Consider the following 17955-nt stretch of genomic DNA (forward strand, 5'->3'; position numbering starts at 1 on the left):
CTGGCTGGCTGCCTGAAACAAACTCGGGCCATTCGCGGATGTTCCCTGCCAAAGGCGTGTTTCACTTCGACCTAAAATGACGATCGGCCGGCTTCCCGATCGGCCCTCGGATCGCCCGGGTGACGACGGTGTAACGCGTGATTTGGCCCTCCTCGGGGTCCTCTCCGTCGAAGTGGATTTCTGCATTCAGCGGCAGCTGCGCGGTGTTGCCGAACTGCTTGACCGCGGAGACATGCACAATCTGCACGTCGGGGTCACGCGTCATGGCCTCCATTGCTGCCAGCTCGGCGCTGCTGCTGCCACCGATCCGCCAGCTGGCTTCCAGCACACCCGATCGCCAGATGCCCGAGGAATCGACACCTTGGCCGATGTCGTAGTTGCGCCGTGAGGCGAAAAATCCGGGATAACCATCCATCGCTGCGTCATAGGTTCTCGCCTGCGCCACGGCCAAACCCAGCGTCGGCGATAATCGCAGCTCATCCAGCGCCTCCCATCCGCCGCGCACGACGACCAGATCGGATCCGCCGTAAACGGGCTGTCCGTCGTTGTCGGTCGTCGTCCGCTGGGTGCCGTAATAGCTGATCGACAATTCGTCGATCATGGTTCTGCCAACGCTCAGCGTAACGATGTCGCGAAGCTGCGTTTCGAGAACAAGGCCGTATTCGCTTAGGTCAGAGGATGGATATTGGTCCAGCAGCCTTTCGACATCGCCGACCGTCGCGGCGGTGTGCTGGTCGCGGCCCCGCGAAGCGCGCGGTGGCTTGAACCGGACCAGCCCGAGCTCCAGCAGACGTTGCGCTGCGCGCAGCGCGTCGTGGCGTGAAAATGCGGTGTAACCGGGCAGTACGGCCGCGGCGACGGCCCTGCCGAAGCCGGCGTGCCATTCTTTTGGCCGTGCCGCCGATCCGTCCACCAGCTCGTGGGTTATGGCCTTGGTGGTTGCGAGGCGCCAGGGCACCACACCGCCGAAGAGGTCGTCCGGCCCGTTTATGCCCAGTTGGAGCGCATCGACGGCAAGCAGGCTGTCGTCCGGCACGAAATACAGTCGGCCACTGTCACCGCCGCCGTCACGCAGGCCCTGGCGGAAGGCAAAGCCCTTCAACGCCGCAATCGTGCGCGCAACGGCAGCGACGGTTTCCCGCTCGTGGGTATAGATTGTCTCGCCGCCCGGCACGGAGAATGCGACCACAACACCTTTCGCCCCGCTTGGTTGCTTACCGCTTAGCCCGGTCATGTCGCGCCCTTCGTCCATTGCCGAGCCTCTTGCCGCCATTCCGCGGCGATGCGTCCGAACCGAAAAACCCGCTTCCTCGGCGAATGTTCCGGCCAACGGCCGGCTGCGGGTTTGACCAGGTGGCTGCCCGGAACATCGGTGGCTCGCGGTTGTTATGCGGGAACCTCAGCCAGGGAGATCGAGACCATGGCTTTCACGCTCAAAGCTCTGCCTTTGCCGATGGCGAAAAAATACCGCCGCGCTATTCCCGCGACGGCGGCAACGTCTCGCCGCCATTGGAGTGGACGGACGCGCCGCAAGGAACCAAAAGCTTCGTCCTGGCCGTCGAGGACCCCGACGCCCCTTCAGGCATGTTCCGTCATTGGGCGGTCTACGACATCGACGCACAGCGGAACTTTCTTCCCGAAGGCACGACCGCCGGCGCCAAGACCGAGAGCCTCGGACACGGCGTCAATGATTTCGGCAATCCTCATTATGACGGCCCCCAGCCGCCGCCTGGGCATGGGCTCCACCATTACCATTTCCGGCTTCTTGCGGTCGACGTCGAGACGCTGCGTCTCGACGAGAAGGCTGCCGTCGAAGACGTGCTGAAACAGGCCGCGCCGCACGTCGTGGGAGAGGCCGAGCTCGTCGGCACATTCGAACGGGCTTGAGACCGGAGCTCGCTGTCGCATGAACTGCGGCGAACGGCCGGAATAATCGCTAAAGCGCGTCGCGTTCGATCGGCCTCATGCGACGCGCTTTAGATTCTTGTTTTTACGCATGTCGTTATCACAAAACCGCTGCACACTTTTGCGCGACATGCATCAGCGGTTCATGTTCATGATCGCGTTCATCGGCATCAAATTGTGGTCGAGGTTGGCCATGATCCAGATCGAGCCGCCAATCACCAGAACTACGATCAGCACGCCGAAGGCAAGCGCTAGAGCGTTGTTGGTGTTGTCCGGCCCCGTCGTGATGTGCAGGAAGAAGACGAGATGCACGCCCATCTGGGCGATCGCAAGCACGACCAGCGCCACCGGAATGCCGGGTGCCCATATCAGGTTGGTTCCGAGCAACCAGAACGAGGCGATGGTCAACAGCGTTGCCAGCCCGAGGCCGATCACATAGCCGCGTAGCCCGGATCCGACTTCGGTGTCGCCGAGGTATTCGTCACCCGGCGCCGTATCGATGTCGTAGCGCTCCAGCCCATCGGTGTCGCGCCGTTGCGCGTGGCGATCGTCCGCATTGCTCATCGACTTGCTCCCAGGAGATAGACCACCGTGAACAGGGCGACCCAGATGATGTCGAGGGCGTGCCAGAACAGGCTGAAGCACATGAAACGCCGAAGAATATCGTCACGGAATCCCTTGGCGAAGATCTGCGCCATCATCGTGAGCAGCCACAGCAGCCCCGCCGTCACGTGAAGGCCATGGCATCCAACCAGCGTGAAGAACGCCGACAGGAAAGCACTGCGCGTCGGTCCGGCATCGCGGGCAACCATATGGGCGAACTCGCGCAACTCGAGCAGGATGAAGCTGGCGCCGAGCACGAAAGTGACAGCCATCGCGACATAGAACCAGGAGCTTCGCCGCGCTGTCACGGCGAGGCTGGCGAGACCGCAGGTAAAACTCGACAAAAGCAGGGCCGCCGTCTCGATCGCGACGTTGCGCAGGTCGAACAGCTCGGCCCCGCTTGGTCCGCCCGCCGTCTTGCCCGCCAGCACGGCGTAGGCCGCGAAGAAGGCCGAGAACATCACGATGTCGCTCAGGAGGAAGATCCAGAAGCCGTAGCCGACGACGATCCGGATCGGTGCCGGGCCGCCGTCGCCGTGGCCAGGTGCATGGCCGTGCCCGCCATGGAGGCGGTAAGGGTCACGCTCTCGAACATCGATCGCGGTCATGGCCTTGGCCCTGTGTAGGTAACCAGCGCCTCGCGGCGGGCACTTCGGTTGGCGCGGTCGATCCGGGCGACTTCGGCGGCAGGAATGACGTATTCGGGGATGTCGCGCCACGCGAATACGACGAAGGTGGCCAAAGCACCGAGAGCGCCGAGCGCCACCATCCACCAGATGTGCCAGATGAGGGCAAAACCCATTACGGTCGCAAAGAAGGCGCAGATGAACCCGGTGGGACTGTTGCGCGGCATCTCGATCGGCTCGTAGTCAGGCTCGTCGCGCAGCCGGTTTTGCTCGCGTGCCCGCTGCTTGATGCTCCAGTAGGGCTCTTCGCCCTCGACATGCGGAAGCGCGGCGAAGTTGAAGACCGGCGGCGGCGAGGGCGTGGCCCATTCCAGCGAGCGGCCGTCCCAGGGATCTCCGGTGGCGTCGCGAAGCGCCGCGCGCTGCCGGATGCTGACGACGAGCTGTACGATCTGCGCGACCACGCCGGCGGTAGTGATTAACATGCCGACGCCGGCAGCCAGCACCCAGGGATACCATGCCGACACGTCGAAATGCTGCATTCGGCGGGTCATGCCGAGCAGGCCAACAGCGTAGAGCGGCACGAAAGTGACGTAGAAGCCGATCAGAGTCAGCCAGAAGGCCAGCTTGCCCCAGCCCTCGTGCAGCCGGAAACCGAATGCCTTTGGAAACCAGTAGGTATATCCCGCGAAGGCGCCGAACAGCACACCGCCGATGATGACGTTGTGGAAATGCGCCACCAGGAACAGGCTGTTGTGGAGCAGGAAATCGGCCGGCGGCACGGCCAGCAACACGCCCGTCATACCGCCGATGACGAACGTCACCATAAAGCCCAGCGACCACAGCATTGGCGTCGCGAAGCAGATGCGGCCGCCATACATGGTGAACATCCAGTTGTAGATCTTCACGCCGGTACCGACAGCAATGATGCTGGTGGCGATGCCGAACGCGGCGTTGACGTCGGCGCCGGCGCCCATGGTGAAGAAGTGGTGCAGCCACACCATGAAGGAGACGATGCAGATGAAGAGCGTCGCGGCCACCATCGAGCGGTAGCCGAACAGCGGCTTGCTGGAGAAGGTGGAGATGACCTCCGAGAAGATGCCGAACGCCGGCAGGACGAGGATATAGACCTCGGGATGGCCCCAGGCCCAGATCAGGTTCACGAACATCAACATGTTGCCGCCGGCTTCATTGGTGAAGAAATGAAAGCCGAAATAGCGGTCGAGCGTCAGCATCGCGAGCGTGGCGGTGAGGATCGGGAAGGCGGCGACGATGAGCAGGCTGGCGGCGAGTGAGGTCCAGCAGAACATCGACATGCGCAGGTAGCTCATGCCGGGCGCCCGCATCTTCAGGATCGTGGTGACGAAATTGATCCCGGTGAGCAGCGTTCCGACGCCCGATATCTGCACCGCCCACAGATAATAGTCGACGCCGACGCCCGGTGAGTAGGCGGTCTCGCTGAGCGGCGGGTAGGGCAGCCATCCGGTACGGGCGAATTCTCCGATCACCAGCGAGATGTTGACCAGCAGCGCACCGGTGGCGGTGAGCCAGAAGCTCACCGAGTTGAGCGTCGGAAAGGCAACGTCGCGGACGCCGAGCTGCAGCGGCACGACCAGGTTCATCAGTCCGATGACGAACGGCATCGCCCCGAAAAAGATCATGATGGTGCCGTGGGCGGAAAAGACCTGGTTGAAGTGATCGGGCGGCAGATAGCCGGGCGCCTGGAAGGCGAGGGCTTGCTGGGACCGCATCATGACGGCGTCGCTGAAGCCGCGCAGCAGCATCAGCAGCGCCAGCAGCGTGTACATGACGCCGATCCGCTTGTGATCGACGCTGGTGATCCATTCGCGCCACAGATAGGGGAAATGGCCGGCCAGGAAGACCCAGGCCAGCACGCCGAGGATTGCCAGGGCGACGACCGCCGAGGCGATCATCGGCAGAGGCTGATCGAACGGAATGACGTCCCAGCTCAATTTTCCGAGCATTGTCAGCCTCCTGTCGTGGGCGATACGCTCGGCTCGAGGCGACCGGCCTGGGGACCGGGCGCGGGCGGAACGCCCTGCGTCGCGATTTCATGGAAAAGGTCCGGCTCGACCGAGCGATAGGTCGAAGGCGGCACGTCGATGCTCTGTCTGGCTAGTTCCTGGTAGCTGGCCTTGTCGAGTGCCTGTCCCTGGCTTCGCGCCGAATTGACGAACGCGTCGAAGGCATCCGCTGCGACGGCATGCAGCACGAATTGCATGCCTGGAAAACCGTCGCCGCTGAAATGGGCCGACCGCCCATAGAATTCGCCGGGCTGATCCGCCTGCAGGTGAAGCTGCGTCGTCATGCCGTTCATCGTATAGATCATGCCGCCGAGCTGAGGCACGAAGAACGCGTTCATGACGCTTGCCGAGGTAAGCGAGAAATGCACCGGCCTGCCCGCCGGCACCACGAGCTGGTTGATGCTCGCGACATTCTGCTCGGGGTAGATGAACAGCCATTTCCAGTCGAGCGAGACGACCTGCACCTCAAGCGGCTTTTGCTGCGAATCCAGCGGCTTCATTGGATCGAGGTCATGCGACCCGATCCAGATGATGCCGCTCAGAAACAGGATGACGAGGATGGGGATCGACCAGACCACCAGTTCGATGCGTCCGGAATAGGCCCATTCCGGCAGGTACCGTGCTCTTGTGTTGGTTTCCCGGAACCACCAGGCAAAGCCGAGCGTCGCCACGATCGTCGGGATGACGATGGCCAGCATTATAGCAACCGAATTGAGCAGGATCGCCCGCTGCGCCGCCCCCACCGGCCCTTGCGGATCGAGCACGCCGCCCTGGCAGCCGGCAAGCAGCCCGACCAGCAAAATCGTCGCGCCGAGGCAGCCAAGACGGATGGCGGCACAGTTTCGAACGATCACCCTCAGCAGCATGAGATCTCGCCGTTTCCTGAAAACCGATTGGAACGTTGCAGGCAGCGTGGCTGCCAACCCCGAATGTGCGCGCCGGTGTGCTCCTGGCGACAGTTTCTTCACGCACGCGGCTCCGGCTGGCAGAACCACATGCGGCGGACGTCATCGTTAAGCGGTCGACCTGTCGAGAACCCCTCCAAATCCTAACAAACCAGAGCCAAATCCTGAAAAACCAGAGCCAAATCTTAAGAAACCAGCGACAGGACCCAGATCGAAGTTATCGCCAGAAACGTGGCGAATGCCAAGGCGGTAAACCGGTTCATGGCCGCGCCCACCGTTGGTCCATTTAGTCCGCTCCCCGCGACTCGGCGCTGAATCCAGTGACGCATGATGCTGCTCAAGATGGCTGCGCCAACCGAACGAATGTTCGTCGCGAAAGTTCCCAAAAAGCCAGATCCATCGCAGCCTTTGGTTGCAGGCCGGCGGCAACGCGATGCGCACCAAGGATGATTGGGCGGCTTTCTCGCCAAACGGAAGCGAGGACTGGCTTTGCGTATGTAAAAACTACTTGTCTAGGTGAAAATAGTTGCTACTAATCGGCTGGGCCGGCGCATGGCCGGCTCTGGGAGGAATTTCGGCATGACAAGACTGCGCGGCCTCGCGTGGGATCACCGACGCTGCTGGGGTCCGCTCGACGCCAGCATCGGGCCGTATTGCGCCGCGAATCCCGGTCTTGAGATCGAATGGGACCGCCGCAGCCTCTATGAGTTCGGCGAGGGCGCGCTTGGTCCGGTGCTCGGCGCCTATGATCTTGTCGTGTTCGATCATCCGTTCATCGGCGATATTGCCGAAGGCGGGCTGATGGTGCCGTTTGATTTGTCGGCTGAGCAGCGCCGCGGCTTCGAACGGGATTCGGTCGGCGCATCCTGGCAATCCTACGCGAGGGACGGGCGCCAATGGGCGTTGCCGATCGATGCTGCCTGCCAGGTTGCCTCATATCGCCCCGATCTCCTGGAGCGCTACGGACCGCTGCCGCGCAGCCATGACGAGGTGCTGGAGCTCGGCCGGCGCGCCTTGAAGGACGGCAAATGGCTTGGGCTGCCGTTGGTGCCGACTGACGCCATGTGCCTGCTTTTGACGCTGGGCGAACCGCGGGAAGACGGCGACGAGTTCATCGCCGGGGAAAAAATCGAGCGGGCCGTCGGGCAATTGCGCCAGCTTGCGGCGCTGTCGCATCCGAACTCGCCGAAATGGAACCCGATCCGTTGCTACGATCACATGATCGCGCATGACGACGTGGTCTACGTGCCGTTCGCCTTCGGCTATGTGAACTACGCCTCCAGGGCAGACAGGCCGTATCTGCGCTTCGCCGACGTGCCGACGCCGCGATCCGCCGGCGCCTTGCTCGGCGGCGCCGGCATCGGCGTCAGCGCCCAATCGAAACACAAGCAGGCAGCCATCGATTACGCGCTGTTTCTGTGCTCGCCCGGCTATCAGCGCGGCGACTATGTGAAATCCGGCGGACAGCCGGGGTCGCTGGCGGCGTGGCAGGATACCGAGGTCAACGCTCTCTCGGGCGGCTTCTTCGCCTCGACGCTGGCGACGATCCAAGCCTCCTATCTGCGCCCGACCCATCCGGGCTTCATCAGCTTCTTCCGCCAATGCGCCCCTCATGCCGCGGCGGCGATCGCCGGCGAATTGCGGGCGGCCGAGCTCGCGGACCGGCTGAACCGGCTCTATCGCGAGACCAGGCATGGCCAGCCGCAACGGAGCGTCGCGTAATGGCCGCCGATATTGCCCAGATCGTCGACGAAGGCGAAAGCGGCCGCAACGGCTATCGGGTGCCGGCGGTGGAGAAGGCGCTCGACATACTGGAATTCATGGCTGCCAGCGGCGAGCCGCTGACCCAGACCGAGATCGCCACCGGAATGGGGCGCTCCATTCACGAGATCTACCGCATCCTGCTGTTGCTGGAGAAGCGCGGCTACATTTTCCGGACGCAATCGGACCGCTTCCGCCTGTCGCTGAAGCTGTTCGAGCTGGCGCATATGCATCCCCCGGTGAACCGCCTGGTCGAATGTGCGCTGCCGGTGATGCGCGGCCTCGCCGCCAATGCCGACCAGAGCTGCCATCTGGTCGTGCGCGAAGGCGAGAGCGCACTGGTCGTGCTGCAGATCGATTCGCCTTTGCCGATGCGTTATTCAGTTGCCCTTGGCTCGCATTTCCCGATCCTCGAAACGAGCTCCGGCGCGGTGCTGCTGGCGCATTCGAGCCGCGCCGAGCGCGACCGCATCGTCGAACGGATCGTCGCCGCAGGCGAAGGCCAAGGCAGCCGGGCGGAAATCGAAGCGCGGCTGAACGAGGTCGCAAGGCTCGGCTATGAAATGCGCGCCTCGCTGGCTGTCGAGGGCTGCACCAACATCTCGATGCCGGTGCGCGACCATACCGGCGCCGTCATTGCCGCGCTCACCGTCCCCTTCCTGCCGCAAAAGGCCGCCCGCTTCGATCGCAACACCGTCTTGGAGCGGACGAAGGCAGCGGCCGAGACGATATCGGCGGCGCTGGGCGCGGGCGAAGCTGCCAACTCTTCACGTGCCGACCCGGAACGGCGGGACTATCCGTTCAGCAACTGACAAGAAATACAGGGAGAAGAAACATGAACTGGTCCAAATCGATGCTGTTTGCCTCGGCGGCGGTGCTTGCTCTGAGCGCCGCCGCGGCACACGCCGAAAACATGCCGAAGCGCATCGGCTACGTCACCAACTACGCCACGCATGAGTGGTATCAGAACGTCATCAAGGGCATGCAGTCCCGCGCCAAGGAACTCGGTATCGAGCTCCAGGTGCAGGACGCCAATCTGGACGTTGCCAAGGAGGTCTCCGCCGCCGAAGATTTCATGGCCAAGGGCGTCGACGTCCTGATCATCACGCCCGTCAACGAGGAAGGCGTCGTGCCGCTGCTGCGCCAGGCGAAATCCAACAACGTTCCGGTCGTGCTCGAAGGCAATCCGGTCAAGGGCATGACCACCATGGTCGCGATCTGCGACTACGACACCGGCTACACCGCCGGCGTCGAAGCCGGCAAATACGCCAAGGAAAAGCTCGAAGGCAAAGCCAAGGTGATGAATGTCGGCTTGCCGCTGCTGTCCGCCACGGTGCTGCGGTCGCAGGGTTTCATGGATGGCCTCAAGACCATCATCCCCGACGCGGTCATGGTCCACGACCTCGACGGTGGCGGCAATCCCGATCGCGCGCTCGAGGTCTCTTCGGCGGCACTTGCCAAGAACGCCGACATCAACATCATCTACGGCATCAACGATTCCTCCTCGCTCGGCGGCCTTCAGGCCTGGAAAGCGGCCGGCAAGTCGCAGGACGGCCTGTTGACGGTCGGCACCGGCGGCGAAGGCCTCGCCTTCATCAATGCAATGCAGAACGAGCCGTCCTATCGCATCGAAGCCGCGATGTTCCCGGAAAAGGAAGGCTACACCGCCATCGATGCAGCGGTTAAGCTCTTCAACGGCGAAGAGGTGCCGGAACACATCGTCAGCCCGACCGCGCCGATGAACGGCGACGACTGGAAGAAGTTCTACGACTACGATGGCACCACACGCAAAATCAAATGGGATGCCGTCAATGCGCTTCAGCCACCGGAAAAATGCATGAAAACTTCCGCCGATCTGAAGAAGTAAGGATTCCGGCTAGCCCTTCCCGCGCGGCGGGAAGGGCATCGGATCGGATGCCGACGACAAAACAGGTCAACCGCCCTGTTTTGGCCGGCAGTTTCCAGACGGCGACGGCACCCGATGCGGCCCGGAAATGAAATGGACATGAGCGAGCTTACGCAATCCTCCGCGCCAAGGCGTTTCATCGGCGGCCAGCTGCTGGGCAGCAGCCAGCTGGTGCTCGGCGTGATCCTGGCCGTGCTCTGCATGGCCATTTCGATTGCCGCGCCGCAATTCTATTCCGAGGCCAACATCATCGCCATCCTGCGCCAATGCGCGCTGGTGCTGATCGTCGCCTCCGGCATGACGATGCTGATCATCACCGCGGAAGTCGACCTGTCGGTCGGTGCATCGCTGGCTTTTGTCGGCTGCATCGGCATGGCCGTGCTCAATTCGACGCACAGCCTGACGCTCGGCCTGCTGGCGGCGCTCGCCTTTGCCGGTGCCGTCGGCCTGTTCAACGGGCTGGTCGTCACCAGGCTCAAGGTGAACTCGCTGATCGCCACCATCGGCACCATGATGATGCTGCAGGGCGGCGTCTATCTGTTCACCCGCGAGGCGGTGCAGAACCACCACCGGCTTGCAAGCTTCACCGATCTCGGCGCCGGCTATCTCGGCGCGATCCCGCTGCCCGTGGTCGTTGCCGCGCTGATTTTCGCGCTGGCCGCGGCAACGCTGCGCTTCACCACGCTCGGTCGCTATCTGTACGCGGTCGGCGCCAATGAGCGAGCGGTCCGCCTCTCCGGCGTGCGCTCGCAACGGCTGAAGTTGTTCGCCTTCGTCGTCACCGGCCTGTGCGTCGGCGTCGCCGGCATGATCCTGTCGTCGCTGATGAATGCCGGCCAGCCGACCGCCGGCCGCGGCTTCGAGCTGACGGTGATTGCCGCCGTCATCCTCGGCGGCACCAGCCTGCTTGGCGGCCGCGGCTCGCTGCTTGGCACGTTGCTGGGCGTGCTGGTGCTGAAGGTCATCGACAACGGCATCATCATCCTCGGCTGGAACCAGGACCTGCAGATGGTGGTGCCCGGCATCGTCATCATCCTGGCGACCTATCTCGACATCGTGCGGAACAGAGCCAATGTCGGTTGATTTCCTTCACTCCGGCGAAACCGTGGCTGTCGACAAAAGCGTGCCGGCGCTGGAGATGCGCGGCATCGGCAAGCGTTTTCCCGGCGTGATGGCGCTGGACAATGTCGATCTGACCTTGGAACCCCGCAAAATCCATGCCCTGATGGGCGAGAACGGCGCCGGCAAGTCGACGCTGATCAAGATCATGGCCGGGGTCTACGGCAAGGATGCCGGCACCATCCGCCTGCGCGGCCGCGAGGCCGACATCAAGTCGCCGCGCGATAGCCTGAAAGAGGGCATCAAGGTGGTGTTCCAGGAGATCGCGCTGATCGCCGAATTCAGCGTCGCCGAAAACATCTTCCTCGAAGGCTATCCGACCGGCAAAGGCGGCTCGATCGACTGGAAGAAGATCCGTGTCGATGCGGCCGCTCTGTTCAAGCGTATCGGCTTCAATGTCGACCCGGCGGCGCGCACGGGATCGCTGCCGGTCAGCCAGCAGCAGATGGTCGAGATCGCCCGCGCACTCGCCCATGAGGCCCGCGTCGTGGTGATGGACGAGCCGACCTCCTCGCTGACGCCTAACGAGGTCTCGCTGCTGTTCACCGTCATCCGCCGGCTGGCCGCGCTCGGCATCGCGGTGCTCTATGTCAGCCACAAGCTCGACGAGGTCTTCGAGATCGCCGACACCGTGACCGTGCTGCGCGATGGCCGCCACGTCTCGACCAGGCCGATCGGCGAGCACACCAACGACACGCTGATCCAGGACATGATCGGCCGGCGCATCGAAAACCTGTTCCCTCGCAAGCGCGGCGCGCCGGGCAGCAAGGTCGCGCTTTCCGTTGAGGGGCTCAGCACCGCCAAGAAGCTGAAGGATGTGTCGTTCGAGGCGCATGCCGGCGAGGTCCTCGGCTTCTTCGGCCTGATGGGGGCCGGCCGGACCGAGCTCGCCAAGGCCATCGTCGGCTACGACCCGATCACTTCCGGCGCCATTTCGGTCGATGGCTGCCGGCTGCTGCCGCACGAAACGCACACCGGCGTCCGGCTCGGCATCGGCCTGCTCACCGAGGACCGCAAGAGCGAGGGGCTGATGGGCGAGTTGCCGGTCTACCAGAATGCCAGCCTCGCCTCACTCGGCGCCTTCGCCAGAATGGGCTTCGTCGACAAGGTCAGCGAACGCAAGGCGGTGCAGGACTATGTCGACCGTTTCCGCATCCGGACGCCCAGCCTGTTCCAACAGGTCAAGAATCTGTCCGGCGGCAATCAGCAGAAAGTGCTGATCTCGCGCTGGCTGATGCGCGGTCTCAAGGTGATCGTCGTCGACGAGCCGACCCGCGGCATCGACGTCGGCGCCAAGTCGGAGATTTTTGCGCTCATCGACCGGCTCGCCGGCGAGGGCCTGGCGGTCGTCATGATGACGTCCGAAATGCCCGAGCTGCTGGGGCTTGCCGACCGCATCGCGGTGATGTGCGAAGGCCGCCTCACCGCGATCATGCCTCGCGACGAGGCCACGCAGGAGAACATCCTCAATGCGGCAATCGGCTAAGACGATGACGCTTCGCAAAGGGACCAAGCGATGAGCCTGGCAAGCACCGATACCATGAAAGCTGGGCCGTCCATGCTGGCGCGGCTCGTCGCGCGGCAGGAATTGGCATTGCTCCTCTGCCTCATTCTGGTGATCGCGTTCTTTTCCTTCACCGCCGAGAATTTCTTCTCCGTGCGCAACATCACCAATGTGCTCGGTCAGGCTTCGCTGGCGCTGACAGCCGGCATCGGCTGCGCCATCGTCTTCATATCAGGCGAGGTCGACATCTCGATCGGCTCGCTGCTGGCGACCATCGCCCTGCCGCTGATCATCATCATGAACGACACGAATTCTCTGCTGCTCGGCATCAGTGGCGCGCTGCTGTTCGGGCTGATCATCGGCGTCGTGAATGGCTATCTGACGGCCTACGCCGGCATCAACTCGCTGATCGTGACCCTGGGCACGATGTTCATCATGCGCGGCGGCGTTTATCTCTATACCGGCCAGCGCGCTATTCCAGACGATGCCGCGCTCGACAGCTTCATCGCGCTGTCGGACGGCCGCCTGTTCAATGTCATTCCCTATTCGGCGGTCATCGCCATCGTCCTGCTCGCCGTCTTCGCCTACATGATGCAGCACAGGCCGTTCGGACGGCAGATCTATGCCGTCGGCGGCAATCCGGAAGTGGCACGGCTGGCAGGCTACGACGTGCGCCGCGTCAAGTTCATCTGCTTCATCATCAGCGCGCTGCTGGCAACGGTTGCCGGCATCATTCTGGCCGCCCGCGTCGGTTCGGCGCAGCATACGGCCGGGCTGAATTTCGAGTTCCAGGTCGTTGCCGCCACCGTGCTTGGCGGGGTGAGCCTTGCCGGCGGCATCGGCAGCCTGACCGGCATGGCGCTCGGCGTGCTGATCCTGCAATTCCTGTCCAACGGCCTGCGCGGCCTCGGCCTGCCGACCGAATGGCAACTGGTCATCACGGGCATGATCATCATTGCCGCCGTTGCCTTCGACGAAGCGAAGCGCCGGCGCGCCATTGGAGGCTGAAATGGATCGTCTCAAAGGGAAAACCGCAATTGTCACCGGCGCCGCCGACGGCATCGGCCACGCGATCAGCGAGGCGATGGCAAGGGAAGGCGCGCACGTCTTCCTCGGCGACATCGCCGACGAGAAGGGTGAAAAATTCGCAGCCGAGCTGCGCGCCGCCGGCCAGCGCGCCGACTACATCCATTGCGACGTGGCGGAGGAGGCCGACATCGCCGCCCTGATCGACGCAGCCGTCGGCAAGACCGGCCATCTCGATATTCTCGTCAACAATGCCGCCATCGCCATCGGCGGCATGCCGGTCCATGAGATGACCGACGAGCAGTGGCACCGGCTGATCGCGGTCAACCTGACCAGCGTGTTCCGCGGCTGCAAATATGCGCTGCCGCACATGATCGCGCAGAAATCCGGCTCGATCATCAACATGGCCTCGGCGCAAGGTCATATCGGGCTCGACGGCTGGACCGCCTATGCCGGCGCCAAGGGTGCGGTGATGGCGATGACGCGCCAGATGGCGGTCGAGTTCGGCCCGCTCAACATCCGCGTCAACTCGATCTCGCCCGGCACCATCAACACGCCGATGAACGACAAATTGGTCAAGGAGATCGGCGGCAATCTCGCCAAGGCCTGGGTCAAGATGCATCCGCTCGGCCGCATCGGCAAACCGTCCGAGGTGGCCGAAGCCGCCGTCTATCTGGCCTCCGACGCCGCCGGCTTCACCACCGGTACCGACCTGCGCGTCGACGGCGGCCTCACCGCAGCACCCCGCTACGTACCCGACCTGCTTTGACAACCAACGAGACATGAAATGAACAAAGCCCTCGAAGGCGTCCGCATTCTCGATTTCAGCCATCTGCTGCAAGGGCCGTTCGCCACGCAGCTGCTCGGCGACATGGGCGCCGACATCATCAAGATCGAGCGTGCCGGCGCCGGCGACATGTTCCGCGGCATGACCTTCTTCGCCAAATGGGTCGGCGGCTCCGAAAGCCCGAATTTCCTCGCCTGGAACCGCAACAAGCGCTCCATCGCGCTCAACCTGAAAAGTCGCAAGGTGCATGCCATCATCATGGACATGGCTGAGAAGGCCGATGTGGTGGTGCAGAATTTCCGCCCCGGCGTGCTCGCCAGGCTCGGCTATGGCTACGAGGACTTCAAGGCGGTCAATCCCGCCATCATCTATTGCTCGGGCTCCGGCTATGGCGAGGAGGGCCCCTACGTCGAGCGCCCCGGCCAGGACATGCTGATCCAGGGATTGTCCGGGCTGATCTCCAACACCGGCCGCGGCGATCAGGCTCCTGTTCCGGCCGGTGCCGGCCTGGCCGACCAGATCGGCGCCATGAACATGGTCTATGGTATCCTGTCGGCGCTCTACTATCGCGAGAAGACCGGCAAGGGCCAGAAGATCGAGGTCAATCTGCTCGCCGGCATGCTGGCGCATCTCAATCAGGAATATGTCGCCGTGCTCAATCTCGGCGAGGATTTCGTGCGCCCGAATTCCGGCATCGGCCACCCCGGCATGCAGGCGCCGTTCGGTGTCTATGAAGCGAAGGACGGCGGCTATGTGTCGATCGCCATGAGCCCGTTCAAGACGCTGTATGAAGTGCTGGAGGCGCCGCAGCTTGCTGTCTACGACGATCTGAAGACGCTGTTCGACAGGCGCGACGAGGTGTTCGACAAGGTCAACGCCGAAACCAGGAAGTTTGCCACGCAGGACCTGCTGGCGCGGCTGCTGGCAGCCGACATCTGGTGTGCCGAGGTGAAGGACATAAGGCGCGCAGCCGAGGACCTGCAGGTCAAGCACCTGGGCATGATCACCAGCTACGATCATCCGCGCGGCGGCAAGGTCAGGGTGGTCGCGCCGGCGGTCAAGATGAGCGAGACGCCGGCTACCATAGAACGGCCGGCGCCGCTGGTCGGCCAGCATGGCCGCGAGATACTGGCCGAGTTCGGCCTCTCCAGCGACGAGATTGCAGCGCTGGAGGCGTCCGGCGACATGACCGTGGACGCTGCCTGACGATGAGCGTTTACCGGACACTCACCTTGGAAATGTCCGGCCGCGTCGCGGTCGTCACCTTCCGGCGCGCCGATCAGCTCAACGCCATGAACCGGCTGATGCAAAGCGAGATCACCGATGTTTTCGAGGCGCTGTCAAGGGATGACGGTGTCGGCGCGATCGTGGTGACCGGCGAGGGGCGCGGCTTCATGGCCGGCGCCGACATCAAGGAATACGCGGGCCAGACAGCTGTCGAGTTCGACGCCTTCCAGGCGGCGGGCACACGCATGTATGCAGCCATCGAGCAGAACCGCAAGCCGGTCATCGCCGCGGTCAATGGTTTTGCGCTCGGCGGCGGCATGGAGCTGGTGCTGTGCTGCGACATCGTCATCGCCAACCAGTTCGCGAAGCTCGGCCTGCCCGAGATCAAGCTCGGGCTGGTCCCCGGCGGCGGCGGCACCCAGCGCAGCGTCCAGAAGCTCGGCCGCAACCGCGCCAATTTTCTGCTGATGACCGGCGCCATCGTGCCGGCTTCCGAGTTCGTCGGCGCCGGTCTGGTCAACGAGATCGTCGATGCCGAAAGGCTGATGCCGCGGGTGCTGGACCTTGCCGAGATGATCGCCGCCGAACCGGCCGCAGCGATCGAAGGGCTGAAAGCGCTGACCGCGCATGCCGTTTCGGGCGATCTGGCCGACGGCCTTGCCATGGAGCGCGATGTCCTGGGTGGCCTGTACCGCAGCGAGACCGGCCAGCGGCGCGTCAAGGAATTTGCTGAAAAGAGCGCGACGCGGCCGAAGGCTGCGAAATGACGTCCCTGGTCAAGCAAAACCGGCCGCGCTTCACCGATGTCGAGGGCCTGGCCGCGATGGTCGGCGGCGGCGACGTCTTCGGTGTCGGTGGCCATCATTTTGCCCGGCTGCCGATCGCCTTGTTGCGGGCCATCGCCCGCTTGGGCGTCAAGGATCTTCCCTATGTCTGCTGGGCCGGCGGCCTGCCGCTCGAACTGCTTCTCGAAGCGAATGCCGTGGCGGAGGTCGATATCTGCTTTTCCAGCCTCGATATTTTTGGTTTGCCGCCGCGCTTCCGCGCGGCTGCCGAGACGAATGCCGTGCCGGTTCGCGACTGGACGGCGCTGGCGATGATCCAGGCGCTGCGGGCGGGGCAGCAGAACCTGCCGTCGATGCCGTTTCAGCTTCCGGAGGGTTCGGACATGCTGGCGCGCGTGCCGGGTGCGATCGCCGCGCCCGATCCGATCGCGGGAATCACGACCGGGATCATCCCGGCCTTGCGGCTCGATACGTTCGTCGTCCATGCCCAGCGTGCCGACGAGAGCGGCAATGTCCAGATCATCGGGCCACGGGCGCTGGACTTCGCCATGGCCGGGGCGGCGCGCCAGGTGCTGGTCACGGTCGAGGAAATCGTCCCGGTCGGAGCGCTGCGGCATGATGGTCGGCAGAGCATTTTGACCCGCAACCAGGTGTCGGCGATCGCGCTGGCACCAGGCGGCGCCTATCCCGCCTCCTGCCTGCCATTCTATGTGACGGATTATCAAGCGTTGGCGGGGGCGTTCGCGGCCAAGGAAATACCTTTGTCGGACAGCCTGAGCATGCCTTCGGAAGGCGTGCCGGAGCGGGTTCAAGACGCTGCAAAAGTCCGCGCTGAAACAGTCCTCGCAATGCCCAGGCTCGTGCACGGCAACAAGGAGGCGTCCATCGACGAGATCATCGCCGCCCGCATCGCCGCTGAGCTCGACAATGAGAGCTTTGCCAGTGCCGGCGCGGTGTCGCCGCTCGCCAATGTCGCCTACCGGCTGGCCAAAGCGACGCACGCGCCGGACATGATCATCGCCACCATGAGTTGCGGCCATCTCGACATAGCACCGAGCCCGATGATCCTGTCGCTGATCGAAAGCCTCGATTGCGAGACGGCGGTGGCGCATGCCGGCGGCGACGACACCTATTCGACCTACTACCAGGCCGGCGCGGTGACGCATGAGATCGTCGGTGCCGCGCAGGTCGACCGCCGTGGGCGCGTCAACACCATTGCGCTGCGCAAGCGTGACGGCAGCCTTATCCGGCTGCCCGGGCAAGGCGGCATGGCCGACGTCGCCAACATGCATCGCGATTATCTGCTCTACGTCCCCCGCCATTCCGTGCAGTCGCTGGTCGAGACGGTCGAGATTGCCAGCTCGGCGCGCGGCCTGTTGACTGAGGCCGAACGCGAGCCGATGGGCTATCGGACCGGCGCGGCATTGGTGTTCACCGACCTTTGCGTGTTTCGGCTCGACGGCGAGAGCCGGCAATTGGCCGTCATCGAGACCATGCCGGGCGTGACGCGCCAGCAGCTCCAGGATGCCACCGGCTTTGCCCTGACATTCGATGCCGATTGCCGCCAAGTTGCGCTACCCTCGAACGAGACGCTCGACATCCTGCGAAACCGCATCGACCCGCTCGGCCTGCGGCGCCTCGAATTCGTCAGCGCCAGGGAGCGCAGCGCCCTGATCGCCGAGATCCTGGCCACCGACCGGCGGATGGTCGAGCGCTGCATCGCCGCACAGCGATCGCATACTGCACCGGATTGAAG

General features: G+C 63.7%; 16 protein-coding genes. 11 read left to right on the forward strand and 5 right to left on the reverse strand.

Annotated elements, in window-relative coordinates; all coding sequences use genetic code 11:
• Positions 1-61: 61 nt before the first annotated feature.
• Positions 62-1252 carry a DUF3182 family protein gene (locus tag NKJ32_RS02150; protein ID WP_352682955.1) on the reverse strand — a complete coding sequence of 397 codons (1191 nt, stop codon included), beginning with the start codon at positions 1250-1252 and terminating at the stop codon, positions 62-64.
• A 131-nt stretch (positions 1253-1383) separates the two neighbouring features.
• On the opposite strand from NKJ32_RS02150, the gene NKJ32_RS02155 reads away from it, so the two are divergent.
• A complete protein-coding gene (locus NKJ32_RS02155; RefSeq protein ID WP_352588960.1) occupies positions 1384-1887 on the forward strand; it encodes a YbhB/YbcL family Raf kinase inhibitor-like protein in 504 nt (167 codons plus the stop codon).
• A gap of 153 nt (positions 1888-2040) precedes the next feature.
• Here NKJ32_RS02155 and cyoD read toward each other — a convergent pair whose 3' ends face one another.
• From cyoD to cyoA, 4 genes are read right to left on the reverse strand one after another with little or no spacing between them, the layout of a single operon-like run.
• Positions 2041-2469, reverse strand: coding sequence for a cytochrome o ubiquinol oxidase subunit IV (gene cyoD / locus NKJ32_RS02160; RefSeq protein ID WP_023677049.1), 429 nt, complete (start codon positions 2467-2469; stop codon positions 2041-2043).
• A complete protein-coding gene (cyoC, locus tag NKJ32_RS02165; protein ID WP_023677048.1) occupies positions 2466-3116 on the reverse strand; it encodes a cytochrome o ubiquinol oxidase subunit III in 651 nt (216 codons plus the stop codon). Before cyoC ends, cyoD begins: the two co-directional genes overlap by 4 nt.
• Entirely contained in the window at positions 3113-5119 is a 2007-nt protein-coding gene (gene cyoB / locus NKJ32_RS02170) for a cytochrome o ubiquinol oxidase subunit I (protein ID WP_352826716.1), read from the reverse strand. Before cyoB ends, cyoC begins: the two co-directional genes overlap by 4 nt.
• Before the next feature lie 2 nt (positions 5120-5121).
• The gene (gene cyoA, locus NKJ32_RS02175; RefSeq protein ID WP_352588758.1) at positions 5122-6045 is read right to left on the reverse strand and encodes a ubiquinol oxidase subunit II; all 924 of its coding nucleotides are present in this window, start codon (positions 6043-6045) and stop codon (positions 5122-5124) included.
• Between the two features lie 618 nt (positions 6046-6663).
• On the opposite strand from cyoA, the gene NKJ32_RS02180 reads away from it, so the two are divergent.
• The 10 genes from NKJ32_RS02180 (at position 6664) to NKJ32_RS02225 (ending at position 17953) form a co-directional block, all read left to right on the forward strand.
• A complete protein-coding gene (locus tag NKJ32_RS02180; protein ID WP_352588755.1) occupies positions 6664-7806 on the forward strand; it encodes an ABC transporter substrate-binding protein in 1143 nt (380 codons plus the stop codon).
• The gene (locus tag NKJ32_RS02185; protein WP_352826717.1) at positions 7806-8657 is read left to right on the forward strand and encodes an IclR family transcriptional regulator; all 852 of its coding nucleotides are present in this window, start codon (positions 7806-7808) and stop codon (positions 8655-8657) included. Before NKJ32_RS02180 ends, NKJ32_RS02185 begins: the two co-directional genes overlap by 1 nt.
• A 23-nt stretch (positions 8658-8680) precedes the next feature.
• On the forward strand, positions 8681-9712 hold the full coding sequence (locus NKJ32_RS02190) for a sugar ABC transporter substrate-binding protein (RefSeq protein ID WP_352826718.1): 1032 nt from the start codon (positions 8681-8683) through the stop codon (positions 9710-9712).
• Positions 9713-9850: 138 nt separating this feature from the next.
• Entirely contained in the window at positions 9851-10834 is a 984-nt protein-coding gene (locus NKJ32_RS02195) for an ABC transporter permease (protein WP_352577648.1), read from the forward strand.
• Positions 10824-12356: a sugar ABC transporter ATP-binding protein gene (locus NKJ32_RS02200; protein WP_352826719.1), complete on the forward strand. Its 1533-nt coding sequence runs from the start codon at positions 10824-10826 to the stop codon at positions 12354-12356. Before NKJ32_RS02195 ends, NKJ32_RS02200 begins: the two co-directional genes overlap by 11 nt.
• 30 nt (positions 12357-12386) lie before the next feature.
• The gene (locus NKJ32_RS02205; RefSeq protein WP_352468257.1) at positions 12387-13382 is read left to right on the forward strand and encodes an ABC transporter permease; all 996 of its coding nucleotides are present in this window, start codon (positions 12387-12389) and stop codon (positions 13380-13382) included.
• Position 13383: 1 nt separating this feature from the next.
• Positions 13384-14169 carry an SDR family NAD(P)-dependent oxidoreductase gene (locus NKJ32_RS02210; RefSeq protein ID WP_352826721.1) on the forward strand — a complete coding sequence of 262 codons (786 nt, stop codon included), beginning with the start codon at positions 13384-13386 and terminating at the stop codon, positions 14167-14169.
• Positions 14170-14187: 18 nt separating this feature from the next.
• Positions 14188-15393, forward strand: a complete 1206-nt coding sequence (locus NKJ32_RS02215; RefSeq protein ID WP_352826722.1) for a CaiB/BaiF CoA transferase family protein — start codon at positions 14188-14190, stop codon at positions 15391-15393.
• A 2-nt stretch (positions 15394-15395) separates the two neighbouring features.
• Positions 15396-16181, forward strand: a complete 786-nt coding sequence (locus NKJ32_RS02220; protein ID WP_352826723.1) for an enoyl-CoA hydratase/isomerase family protein — start codon at positions 15396-15398, stop codon at positions 16179-16181.
• Positions 16178-17953, forward strand: coding sequence for a CoA-transferase (locus NKJ32_RS02225; protein WP_352588736.1), 1776 nt, complete (start codon positions 16178-16180; stop codon positions 17951-17953). Before NKJ32_RS02220 ends, NKJ32_RS02225 begins: the two co-directional genes overlap by 4 nt.
• Positions 17954-17955 lie beyond the last annotated feature (2 nt).

Origin of the sequence: Mesorhizobium sp. M0159 (genome assembly GCF_040322295.1) — a bacterium.
Classification (GTDB): Bacteria; Pseudomonadota; Alphaproteobacteria; order Rhizobiales; family Rhizobiaceae; genus Mesorhizobium.